Raw genomic sequence first — 12511 nt, 5'->3', positions numbered from 1 at the left:
CCATGCTTCATTTAAGGTAGCCACAATACGTAAGCCAATCAGGAGGTTTTCATGAAGAAGCTTAGTAAAAAACAATCACAGTGGTTGTGGTTTATTGGCTTGTATGTGGCAGGATTTTTGGTGGTTTTTACGATTGCGCAGTTAATCAAACTCGCCATGGGCGTTTAGTGCCCACCTCTCGTCTCATATAAAAAAAGCAGCGTTGAATAATCAACGCTGCTTTTTTATGTGAGACTGTTTCTTACAAGCTACTTTTAAAGTCTTTATTGTACTTATGAGCCGAGATGATTGTTGGCGCCATGACTCTCTATAAACGCGTTCACTTGCGTTAAGCGCTCAGGCGTACCGACATCTATCCAGTTATCAGTGATAACCTCAGCGGTAATTTGAAACTTTATCATCGCTTGCTTAAGAAGTGGTGCCAACGCTGCTGGTTGACCTGACACCAACCCATCAACCAGTCGAGGTGACATCACACTGATACCAGCAAAGGTATATTTGTCTGCCTCGCCAACTGGTTGCTCACTGGCGAGACCGTTATTAATAGCAAAATCACCCCCATCATTATGCGCAGGATTATCAATCAATAATAAATGAGCACGCTGATCCGCGCTCAGCGTATAGTCTCGCAGTTGGGTGAAGTCATAAGTCGTCCACACATCAGAGTTAACGAGAATAAATGGCTCGTCTCGTAGTTTGCCTGTTTGTAACGCTTGGAAAATACCGCCTGCTGTCTCAAGAGGTTCATCCTCTTCAACCGACCAATGCAGTGTGACGCCGTACTTCGCACCATCCCCCAATGTGTCCATTAATTTATCAGCCAGCCATGACGCATTAATGGCAATATCAGTGATACCAGCCGCCTGTAACGCTTTGATGTGCCAAACAATCAGCGGTTGTCCACCGACTTCAACCAAAGGCTTTGGGGTCTCAAGTGTCAAAGGACGCAGACGCGTACCCTTGCCCGCAGCCAAAATCATTGCTTGCGTAATCTTAGGTGTAGACGTTGACATGCATGCTCCTTTTAATATATGACGTAAGCTTTTAGCCTAACTCATGCGTATTTATACTACGGCGAATTTATCTTTATAATTAGGTAGCACGCTATCTTGTAGCCATTGATTAAAAGGGACCACTGCTTGTCTTATCTCATCACTACCCTTATCTGCAAGCCAGTCTAACTCAGTCAGCAAATCACGCATCACTTTGGGAATATCGGCCAAATAGCGGTCTTTGCCATCACGCTGGGACAAGCGAATAAAAATCCCCAATACTTTTAAATGACGCTGTACACCCATCACATTCACATCGTTCTCAAGCTGCTCAGCGCTTTTCGCTGTGGTTAATCCTGCCTGCTGCTGCAGTTGCCAAAAATCATTGATCCACTCAGATATTTGACTCTCTGGCCATTCAACATAAGCATCACGCACCAATGACACCAAGTCATAAGTATAGGACCCTACGACGGCGTCTTGAAAGTCAATCACACCTAAGCGCGCGTTATCCGCTTGATCTTGCATGAGATTGCGACTGTGATAATCACGGTGAACGATGACTTGTGGCTGTAACAAGATCTCTTTTATTAGGGCCGACTTTACATTGGACCACAACGGTTTATCAAGTGCGGCACCAACGTAAGGCATAAACCAGTCACTAAATAAATCCATTTCACGTTCCAATAACGCGCTATCATAATCTGGCAATTGGTGCTGGGATTTTGCCATCTCAATTGGGACGCTCTGTAGCGCCACCAATGTTTGCATTGCCAACTGATAGTACGTATTAATTTGGGCAGGCGACGCATTAACGAGCAAATGGGCAAATTCTACCGTGCCAAAATCCTGTAATACTAAAAAGCCTTTTGTCACATCTTGTGCGATGAGCGTCGGCACATTGATTGCTGGTGCCATCAATTTGGCGACATTGATAAACTGGCGCAAGGCATCTTGCTCGTCAGCAGAATCCATGACAATATAACGCGATTCTCCCGTATCATTCTCTCCTAACAACTGGAGACGGTGATATTGACGGGCGCTCGCGTCCCCAGGCAAGCTATCTAGATTAAATACTTGCTCTGTAAATACTTGCTGCAACCAGTTTTCTAACTGCTGTAAGCGATTATTGCTACTGGTTTCAGTCATGTTCGGCTCTAAAGTTTTGTGATCAGTCATAAAAGGCATCATAGGTTAGATATAAGTCAGAAACGAGTAAAGTAGTGATAAGTCGAGCCAATACTTGCTAAAATAGTGACGTCTGCGCCACAGTTGCTGCTATACATAGTCGTATTGAGTTATCATTCAATACACGTAGTGCTATGCACAATTTTAGCACCCATTTAAAAAACAGCTTGGCTACATTATAAATTTTGGTAAATAGTGTAGCTGATTTGGTTTTTTTTGACTATGATTAGTCGTCATTATATGTAAAATGCCCAAACTCTTAAAATTACATGAGCAATGAGTAGTCTTTTAGCCGGTTATGTACTATTCGATATGACTCAATAGTATGGCGACTAAACTCAGTAACGCAATCCAATAGGCTCTGCAATCATAGGTGTGCCCTTGTTATATTCTCCGCTTTACCAAAGCATCCGCTTGATTTTATTTGGCGCCTTAGGCTTATCAAGTCTAACGGTCAGTGCTGCCATCAATGACACCGACATACAGCCAACGGAGCCGCTAGTCACTGACAGCAGTGTTACCGTAGATAGTAACTATAGTGACATTAGTGACATTCGCTATCAAAACAGTCGTAATTATAAGGGCGATGTTCAGAATAATAAGTATCAACAGGCGGACGCTGGTGCTACGACTGATAACCACTCTTTAGCTAGTGACTTTGATAATCATACTGACAGTAATATTGACAACCCTTCTCTAGAAGTTACGGCCATCAATGATAGCGATCATGACGATTTTGTATCCGCTTCAAACGCAAGAAATGACGAACAAAGCCGTAACGTGACACGAGTCAGTGAGACGATTACCCCTCAGCCTGTTGTAGATCCTCTTGTAGATCATAGTGATCTTAATGTTAATGATGAAAGTATTCAAGACAGTCTGATGCGTTTGGCAGAGTTTTACGAGCTGACACCAGATACTGACACGCCACCGTTAAATAACACGGATGGAACAACAAACACTGAAGAAGACGGCATTCAAAATGCACTAACATCTACATCGACAACTATCCCAAAAGTGGGTAGCAACTTACAGTTATTACCGAATGCTGTGGATAGCGCTCAACGCTGCGAAGGCCAATGGGTGTATCCAAAGAGCAACCCTAACTACCAGCGCGCTGTAAATGAGGCTGGCGTAGCTAATGGCCAGCCAGCACCTAACCTGACAGACATCCCAAACAGTCAAGCGCCTTTGTTTACCGAATCAGACTACGGTTATTACGACAATGTTGACTACGCTGAACTATCAGGTAACGTGATTCTTAATCAAGGTACCCAGCGTATAGAAGCAGAAAAAATCGTACTAGATTTGAGCAATAGTGTGGCTGCTGCTCAAGGCAACGTCATGTTTACTGACCAAGCGACAGGACAGCAAGTGCCACGGAGTAGCTCGCCAAATAATACTCAAGCCAGCTTAGCTGATCAGGCATCACAAGGTGGCCTTATCGGTGTCGCAGATAGCTTAGCGTATAATACGGAGACGGGGCAATCAACGGCTAATGATGTGGCCTTTGCTAGTGTGGAGTTGCAAGCACACGGCTATGCCAAGCGCTTGAACCGTCCTAATGACAGTCAGTATGAGTTAGATCAGGTGATGTTTAGCACCTGTCCGCCCACCAATCGCAAGTGGCAGTTTGATGCCAAAAGCATTGATTTGAATACCGAGACGGGTCGCGGCGAAGCCTATAATACAACCTTCCGTATCGCTGATGTGCCCGTGTTTTATCTGCCGTATTTTAACTTTCCGATTGACAGTCGTCGTAGTAGTGGCTTTTTATTACCGAATGCCAGTTTTAGTAGTGAAAGCGGCGTCGAACTTGATGTACCTTATTATTTCAATTTAGCGCCCAATTATGATGCCACGCTCAACACCCATATTTACACTGATCGTAACCCTATGCTCTCAGGTGAGTTTCGCTACTTAACCGAAAATTATGGTGAGGGTATTTTTAACGGCTCATATCTGCCCAATGATAAAGAGTATAATGACGAAGATCGCACCAGTTTCTTTTATGATCATTATTGGTCATCTAGTAGCATTCCACGGTTAAGCGGTGATGCCAAATACAGCTACGTATCAGACGCAGACTATCTGAACGATTTCGACACGTTAGGCTTATCAGATAGCACCATCAACTTACCACGCCGTGCGCGCGTGAATTATTATAATGATTATGTTGACGGTGAATTAAAAGTAGAAACGTTTCAAACCTTAAATGCGTTTACCGATAATGGACAGCCGTTAAAAGATAAAGACAAGCCTTATTCACGATTGCCGCAGCTCAAACTTGATTATCGTCTGCCTTGGGCCAAAAACTTTGATATCACGGGCGTCAGTGATTCTGCTTACTTTAAAAAATCCATCGATGATGGCTCTGAAAATGAAAAAAGTGGCGTCCGTCTTTACAACAAACTCAGCGCTGCGTATCCAATCGAGAAGTCTTGGGGGTATATTGAGCCCAAACTAAGCCTACAGCATCTTTATACGTCATATGATGAAGACAGCTTAGCAGACAACCAGCTGAGTGACGAAGATGGCAGTCAGTCCGTGTTTGTACCGCAAGCCAGTATCGATGCTGGATTGAATTTTTACCAAGCAGGGTCCCCTTTTGGCGCTTTTGACGACACGATGGGTGGCTATCAGTTGCTTAGCCCGCGCTTAAAATACACCTATTCGCCCTATAAGAACCAAAACGACCTCCCTAACTTTAACACGCGTATTGCCTCTATCAACTACGAGCAGCTGTTTTCAGACAGCTGGTTCTTGGGCCATGATCGCTTGCAAGATTTGCATTCAATCACTCCTGGTATTAATTATCGTTACATCGACGCAACGGGTGTGACACGTTTTGATGGTAGCATAGCAGAGCAGTTTTATATCGATGATGGCCGTGTCACGCTTGACAATGATCAACCTGTCTTTAGTTCTTCTTCTTCAGGGATGGTCTGGGATACCAGCACGCAGCCTTATAATAACTTTTGGGTTGATGTCAGTGGTGCACTGACCAATGACTATGACTTAAACTATATTACGACTGAGCTGCGTTATCAGCCATCAGACAATAGCTTGTTTAACGTGGGTTTCGTGAAACGTCAACGTGATGAAAACACCAATCAGTTGCCGCTCTCAGCTTTTACAGCATCCGCAGTCTTCCCTATCAATAATAGCTGGCGTATATTGGCCCAAGGTCAATATGACTATAATCGTGATAAAATGCTTGATTCTCTGGTCGGCATTGATTATGAAGATTGCTGTTTTGGTTTTGCAGTTTATGGACGTCGTTACTATAATGACCTAAACGTCAAAGACAAACCAACGCAAGCGATTATGGCAGAGATTAGATTAAACGGTCTTGGTAGTGGTAGCAGCCGCCTAACACGCTTACTGACTGATAAGGTTTTGGGCTTTGAACCTGTCCAGACAGCATGGAAAGACTGATACATTGTCTGGTTACCAGATTAATAAATGGTTTGCATAGATAAGATACTGATATAACATTTTTCACCACCCAGTTTGCCACCCTATTATGGATAACGCTGTCTAACATTCGCCTATTAAGTGTGTGAGACAGCATTAACCAACTACCATCCAATGTGATGACATTGATGAGGAGCATCATGAGATTTTTTTCTTTACGTCAAACGAGCCGCGCTGTATTGCTATCTATGAGTGCCAGTCTGGCGCTTACATTAAGTGCCCAAGCTGCTACCATCAATGCAGCAGTACAAGCAACGCCTCCTGCTGATCAAAGCAGCATTAATCGTTTGACACCAGCCAATAGCACAGACGGCATTATTGCCTTGGTCAATGAAAACGCTATTTTAAAAAGCGAGTTGATCAATGCTATCCAGCAAACCCAAGCACGAGCACAAGCGGCGGGTGAGCCCATGGCTAATTCAGCGCAACTGCAGTCTGAAGTGTTAAACGCACTCATCCTGCGCGAGCTGCAACTCTCCATGGTCAAACGCGTCGGTCTGAATCCTGATGAAGCGGCTATTAATCAACGCCTTGCTCAAATCGCCCAGACACAGGGACTTAATAGCATCTCAGCGTTACAACAACGTCTAGACGCAGCACAACCCGGTAGCTATGCTGCGTTACGTACTCAATTGATTGAAGATGCCGCCATTCAAGCCTTGCAACAGCGCCAAATCAGCAATCGAGTACGCATTAGCGAACAAGATATTGATGCGTTTTTGGCCTCACCTGAAGCCAAGCGCCTAAATCAAAGCGAGTATCAAACCATTCATGTGCGGGTTCCTTACATGGATGACTACAGCCGCCTATCAGACGCTCAGCGTGAAGAAGCACTGAAAGTCGCACAGGCGCTGCGTGATCGTCTGCTTGCCCCCAATATCAATGTCGCTGAAGCTGTTGCTGCCAGCCAAGGCAGCTACCCTATCCCTCTACAAGGGGGCGATATGGGCTTTCATAAAGCAGCGGCTCTCCCTACAGAGCTATCGAGTGAGATTACCAAGCTTGATGTTGGCGCTGTCAGCGCACCGCTAGTGACTCCTGAAGGTATCGACATCATTAAGCTTGCTGACAAGAAATCCAGCGACACCATGCTCATACCGCAGTGGCATACTCGTCATATCTTGGTTAAAGTTGATGAATTACAGACGGATGCGCTTGCTGAACAAAAAATCAATGATCTGTATGAGCAACTACGTAACGGTGCTGATTTTGCTGGTTTGGCATCGACTTATTCCGACGATCCAGGGTCAGCAGGTCGCGGCGGTGATCTTGATTGGGTCAGCGAAGAAGATATGATTGGCCCATTTGAAGCCATGATGAAAAACACAGCGGTTGGTGATTACTCTGTCCCTTTCAAAACCCAATTCGGTTGGCACATCTTAAAGGTGGAAGGCAAACGTCAGCAAGACGTAAGTGACCAGTATCGTCGCAACATGGCGCGCCAAACACTGTATCAACGCCTAGCACCGCAAGCCAAAGAAGACTGGTTACAAGAGCTACGAGCGGGCGCTTATATCCAAGTACTTGGATAGTCTATTTATCCGTGTATCGATAAGATAAATGATCGCTAATAGTGTTTTATTAAGAAGGGTATGTGCTAAGGCATGTACCCTTCTTATTTATGATCTAAAGAAATAACGCACCGTCGGTTATCAATGTATGCTTTTGTACTTTCTGCCCATGCGTTAAACCCACACTCTTATAAATCAATAGTTTACACACAAAGAAAAGCCCCGAACCTAGGGCGATTGGTTCAGGGCTATGGCGTTTCATCTTGTTGTTATTATCTCTTCCATGTGGACTCATCCTAAGTCACAAACAGTAGCGTATATAAGACAGCGGGCTGACCTGAACTTTTATACTACTGCCTCAACACTGCATCCTTGCGTATCCTTGTGTTGATGATTGTATTTTAGTGCAATCCGCTTGATACGACTAGAGGCTAAAGACCTTATTTCACGTAAGCATATGCTTACGTGCTTATCGGGGCTTTCAATGACACTATGGGTGGTCATGTTAGCACCCTGTTAACCCAAGCCTCTCTGCACGTCTGCGTGCTCCTTTGAGACTTTTTCTCCTTCTTTTTTACCTTCTTCTATTTTACTCTCTGTCTCTTTGCTATCCTCTGCGGCCGCGGTCGGTGCGTTTTGCTCTTGTTGACTCGCTTCTTCTGGGGCATATTGTAAGGTAGTCATGACAGGAAAATGGTCGGAGCCGATAGAAGGCATACGTTGAATGTCTACCACGGTAAAGCAAGCACTATGGAAAATATGATCCAATGCCCAGCGCAAAAATGGATAATTGGCATGAAAAGTGTTGATGAAATGCCGGCCAATACGTGGATCTAACAACCCTGATATTCGCTGAAAGCGCCTGGTCGTTTTTGACCATGCCACATCATTGAGGTCACCGGCCAATATGGCCGTTTGCTCATTCTCTTTTATGTGTTTGCCCACCATTAGTAGCTCGGCATCGCGAGTGGTCGATTTATCCGCTTCCGTGGGGCTTGGTGGCATAGGATGCAAGCAATACAACCAAATCACGCGACCACTTTGCAGGCGTAACTGTGTGTGAATAGAAGGTATGTCATCGATCATCAAATACTTAACTTTAGGATCAATCAACTCAAGCTTAGAATACAAGTGCATCCCATATAGATTATCCAGTGGTACTTTTACCGTATAAGGATAGTCAGGTTCGATTTGATGCAGCGCCCTCTCCCATTTTTTATCACTTTCTAGCGTGATTAAAATATCAGGCTGTTTTTGCTTAACCAAATCGACCAGTTTTTGGGTTTCATCATTGGGCGTGAGAACGTTTGAGACCATGATTTTGAGCTGATACGACGCTCCTTCTGGCGTGTCTTTTGCTTCTTGTACTTCTTTTTTCCACAGTTTGGTATAAGGCAATACCATTCTCAGCTGGAACGCTAGAGTGACACTCAATACGATAAACAGCAGCCACTGACCTAGCTGCCAATTTGGCCAAAACGCCAACATGCCAATCCAAGCAATGACACCAAGCACCATTATCTGAATGCGTGGAAACTCAACGCCGCGCACCCACCAGTTATCAAGTGGCATCCAGCCCCAAATCGTCACAAATGCGATGAGCCCTGCGAGCCACTGTACGCTGTAATATAATAGTGAGAGATCCATAGTATGTATTAACCGTCTATTAAAATGGGCATTGAACCCTAGAGTTGATGTTCAGTGTTGGTTCAATAGTGAAGTCTTGCTTGGTTTTTATTGAGCTGACGTTAGGTACTTACTTTAGCATTTCATGAGATGATCACCTACTAATGAGTGTCAATTAAGGGGTAAGTGCCATAAAACGTTACAATTTATCGCATCTACGATAGTAAGTATTGCACACTAGCCTTCTTGCTTTTAGACACCATGTGTGTCCCCAAGCAATAGAAGTATCAGCATTATGTTAATAACTAAAAGTTATAATGAACATAGTTAATAGTGTATGAAAAACGCCTAAAAATCGCCAAAACGCCTTGCTTTTTAGGGCCAATCACGGCATTGTTATCGGCTGGCAATGCAATAAATAATTGTAAATAGGATTAGATTTCATGAGTAATTTAACAGTAGGCTTGGTAGGCTGGCGCGGCATGGTCGGGTCAGTATTGATACAACGTATGCTTGAAGAAAAAGACTTTGACGGTATTACACCTGTATTTTTTTCGACCAGTAATGCAGGCGGGGATGCGCCAAGCTTTGATGGTATTCAAACCAGCCAGTTAAAAGACGCTCATGATATTGATGCACTAGCAGCTTGTGATGTGATTATTACTTGCCAAGGCGGCGATTACACCTCAAAAGTTCATCAGCCATTGCGTGATAGTGGCTGGAATGGCTACTGGATTGATGCGGCGAGCACATTGCGCATGGAAGATGATAGCATCATCATCCTTGATCCAGTCAATCGCACCGTCATTGACAGCGCACTCGCCAACGGTAAAAAAGACTTCATCGGTGGTAACTGTACGGTATCTCTGATGCTAATGGCCATCGGTGAGCTGTTTAATAAAGGCTGGGTAGAATGGGTCAGCGCGATGACGTATCAAGCAGCAAGTGGCTCTGGTGCCAACAACATGCGTGAGCTAATCAGTGGTATGGGTCTGCTGCATGACACCGTCCGAGACGAGCTGGCTGATCCTGCGAGCGCTATCTTAGATATCGATAAAAAAATCGCCCAAGCTCAACGCTCAAATGATTTTCCTAGACAGTACTTTGGTGTGCCATTGGCTGGTAGCTTGATTCCTTATATCGACGCACAGCTAGAAAACAAGCAATCAAAAGAGGAGTGGAAAGGGGGCGTTGAAACCAACAAAATTCTTGGCAATGACCAAACCAATACGGTTCCTATCGATGGCATGTGTGTACGCATTGGCGCGATGCGCTGTCACGCTCAAGGTCTGACCATCAAGCTAAAAAAAGACATTCCATTAGACGAGATCGAAGCAGCTCTTAAAAATAGCGGCAACGAGTGGTTAGATTTGGTCGAAGATGACAAAGAAGCGACTATGAATCGTTTAACCCCAGTAGCAGTGACAGGGACGCTAACGGTTGCGTTAGGTCGCTTGCGTAAGCTTAATATGGGACCTGAATATCTAGGCGCGTTTACGGTGGGTGATCAGCTGTTATGGGGCGCGGCAGAACCATTGCGCCGTATGCTTAACATCATCCGTGAGCAAAAAAACTAGTCCCCCTTATATTAAACGCTCAAAAAAAAGACAGCCCATGCTGTCTTTTTTTTGCTTTATTTTGGCTGATACGCAATCATCACTTCATTGCGACGCATAAAGGGTAGCGTCCATGGCGGATTATAGCGTGCCAACTCAGGTACGCCCGTTATGGTTAAGTTGCGCTCTTGCATCCAAGACTGCAATGCCTCCGTTTTATTCGCTACTTTTTGACTGCCTGCCAATCCTGAAAATTTGATGACCCCGTAATTTTGCGCGGGCACTTCCACGATCTCAACATTTGGATTGTTTGGCTTAGGCAGCGTTTGCATTGTGTAGTGACTGGGCATCGTAAACTGTACGCGCCATTGACCATCCGCTTTTTGCATACTGACTGGTGCCGTCATCGCAATTTTTTGAGAGTCATTACTGTCTGTTTTGGTGTCAGGCTGCATCGTAACGGGCGCCGTCATCGCAATCTTGCCACTCTCCCCGCTAGGCGCTGTATTGTTACCAAAAATATAGTCCGCTAATACTTTAAACCCTTCACGACTAGCGCTTTTTTGATCCCCTGTCACCCAAGTTTGCGCCACCAGCTGCTCATCATAACGCCGCAATTCAAAGTCATCTTCTTGCGACAAAACCGTATAGTCTGGCTCTTCGGTAGCCATAGCGCCTCCTGATGTCAATAATAAACCACTTAGTAATAAGTAGGATGCCTTTTTCATAGTGTGTCTCCAGAGTCTCAAATCACAGTCTGGTGATTCGTCATCGTTCACCAACTGTTTTATACTTTACCAACTATCCTGTCGTCATGTCTGTATCTTTTGGTTGTAGCAGAGTGATATGGATAAGGGTCGTCAATGAGATTAAATATCCATATCCAAAAAAAACCTTAACAATGCTATAATTGGCGCTATTTTCATAGCTTAAATAGCGGTTATCATATGCAATTTGTCTTACATAAAACGGCCAGCGGTGAAACGCGTGCACGCCGTGGTACGGTTCATCTCAATCATGGCGATGTGCAAACGCCAGCTTTTATGCCTGTTGGCACTTATGGTACGGTCAAAGGCATGCTGCCACGTGATATCGAAGCCATCGGTGCTGATATCGTTTTAGGCAATACCTTTCATCTGTGGTTACGTCCAGGTACTGAAGTGATTGATAAGTTCGGTGGTCTGCATAAATTTATGCATTGGGATAAACCCATTCTGACCGACTCCGGTGGCTTCCAAGTGTTCAGTCTGGGTGCCATGCGTAAAATCACCGAAGAAGGGGTTAATTTTAAATCTCCTATCGACGGCGCCAAGGTATTTCTCTCACCAGAAAAATCCATGCAAATTCAGTACAGCTTGAATTCAGACATCGTCATGCAATTCGATGAATGTACCCCTTATCCCGCCACTCACGACGAAGCGAAAAAGTCTTTAGAGCTTTCACTACGTTGGGGACAGCGCTGCGTTGATGAGCACAAAAGACTGGGTAGCACCAATGCCCTATTTGGCATTATCCAAGGCAGTATGTATGCCGATTTGCGCCAGCAGTCACTCGATGGTCTACTCGATATCGGCTTTGATGGTTATGCCATCGGTGGCTTATCCGTGGGTGAGCCAAAGGATGAGATGATGGATGTCTTGGACTATATCCCAGATGATATGCCAGCAGACAAGCCGCGTTATCTGATGGGTGTTGGTAAGCCAGAAGACATCGTGGAGGCCGTGCGCCGCGGTGTCGATATGTTTGACTGCGTGATGCCAACGCGTAACGCACGTAATGGTCACTATTTTGTCACGGGCGACACTGACAATGCTGGCATAGTACGTATCCGTAATAGCCAATACCGTAATGATGAAGGCCCTCTAGATCCAGAGTGCGACTGCTATACTTGCCAAAACTTTAGTCGTGCTTATCTCTACCATCTAAATAAATGCAAAGAGATGCTAGGTGCCCAGCTGGCGACTATTCATAACTTGCGCTACTATCAGCGCTTGATGCAAGGGATCAGAGACGCTATTGAGCAAGACCGCTTTGATGAGTTCGTAAATGAGTTTTATAGCAAGCGTGGACAAACCGTTCCTGAACTAAATTTGCGCTAAGTATAATATTTTTTAGACGCATACAAGTAACAAAAAGGGCTTAAGAATCATCTTAAGCCCTT

Annotated in this window: 9 protein-coding genes; 5 read left to right on the top strand and 4 right to left on the bottom strand. The window is 44.8% G+C overall.

The window, feature by feature from the left end; genetic code table 11:
- Window positions 1–51: 51 nt before the first annotated feature.
- Complete coding sequence (locus B2P60_RS12370) at window positions 52–168, top strand: DUF2474 domain-containing protein (RefSeq protein ID WP_404672111.1); 117 nt, start codon at window positions 52–54, stop codon at window positions 166–168.
- Between the two features lie 104 nt (window positions 169–272).
- Here B2P60_RS12370 and murU read toward each other — a convergent pair whose 3' ends face one another.
- Entirely contained in the window at window positions 273–1013 is a 741-nt protein-coding gene (gene murU, locus B2P60_RS08125) for an N-acetylmuramate alpha-1-phosphate uridylyltransferase MurU (protein WP_286740515.1), read from the bottom strand.
- 51 nt (window positions 1014–1064) lie between these two features.
- Window positions 1065–2171, bottom strand: coding sequence for an aminoglycoside phosphotransferase family protein (locus B2P60_RS08120; RefSeq protein WP_286740513.1), 1107 nt, complete (start codon window positions 2169–2171; stop codon window positions 1065–1067).
- A 390-nt stretch (window positions 2172–2561) separates the two neighbouring features.
- Here B2P60_RS08120 and B2P60_RS08115 point away from each other — a divergent pair, with 390 nt between their 5' ends.
- Both B2P60_RS08115 and B2P60_RS08110 read left to right on the top strand, forming a co-directional pair.
- A complete protein-coding gene (locus tag B2P60_RS08115) occupies window positions 2562–5618 on the top strand; it encodes an LPS-assembly protein LptD (protein ID WP_286740511.1) in 3057 nt (1018 codons plus the stop codon).
- Window positions 5619–5797: 179 nt separating this feature from the next.
- The gene (locus tag B2P60_RS08110; RefSeq protein ID WP_193005777.1) at window positions 5798–7189 is read left to right on the top strand and encodes a peptidylprolyl isomerase; all 1392 of its coding nucleotides are present in this window, start codon (window positions 5798–5800) and stop codon (window positions 7187–7189) included.
- A gap of 495 nt (window positions 7190–7684) precedes the next feature.
- Here B2P60_RS08110 and B2P60_RS08105 read toward each other — a convergent pair whose 3' ends face one another.
- A complete protein-coding gene (locus B2P60_RS08105) occupies window positions 7685–8815 on the bottom strand; it encodes an endonuclease/exonuclease/phosphatase family protein (RefSeq protein WP_193005776.1) in 1131 nt (376 codons plus the stop codon).
- Between the two features lie 422 nt (window positions 8816–9237).
- On the opposite strand from B2P60_RS08105, the gene asd reads away from it, so the two are divergent.
- Window positions 9238–10371, top strand: a complete 1134-nt coding sequence (asd, locus tag B2P60_RS08100; protein WP_230709650.1) for an aspartate-semialdehyde dehydrogenase — start codon at window positions 9238–9240, stop codon at window positions 10369–10371.
- Between the two features lie 56 nt (window positions 10372–10427).
- Here asd and B2P60_RS08095 read toward each other — a convergent pair whose 3' ends face one another.
- Window positions 10428–11021, bottom strand: coding sequence for an SOUL family heme-binding protein (locus B2P60_RS08095; protein ID WP_286740507.1), 594 nt, complete (start codon window positions 11019–11021; stop codon window positions 10428–10430).
- A gap of 276 nt (window positions 11022–11297) precedes the next feature.
- Between B2P60_RS08095 and tgt the strand changes: the two genes are divergently transcribed.
- Window positions 11298–12449: a tRNA guanosine(34) transglycosylase Tgt gene (gene tgt, locus B2P60_RS08090; RefSeq protein WP_193005773.1), complete on the top strand. Its 1152-nt coding sequence runs from the start codon at window positions 11298–11300 to the stop codon at window positions 12447–12449.
- The last annotated feature ends 62 nt before the right edge of the window (window positions 12450–12511 follow it).

Source organism: Psychrobacter sp. UBA3068 (assembly GCF_002366815.1).
Classification (GTDB): Bacteria; Pseudomonadota; Gammaproteobacteria; order Pseudomonadales; family Moraxellaceae; genus Psychrobacter; species Psychrobacter namhaensis.
The sequence above is the reverse complement of the archived record's forward strand: the minus strand, read 5'-3'. Positions and strand labels throughout refer to the sequence as shown.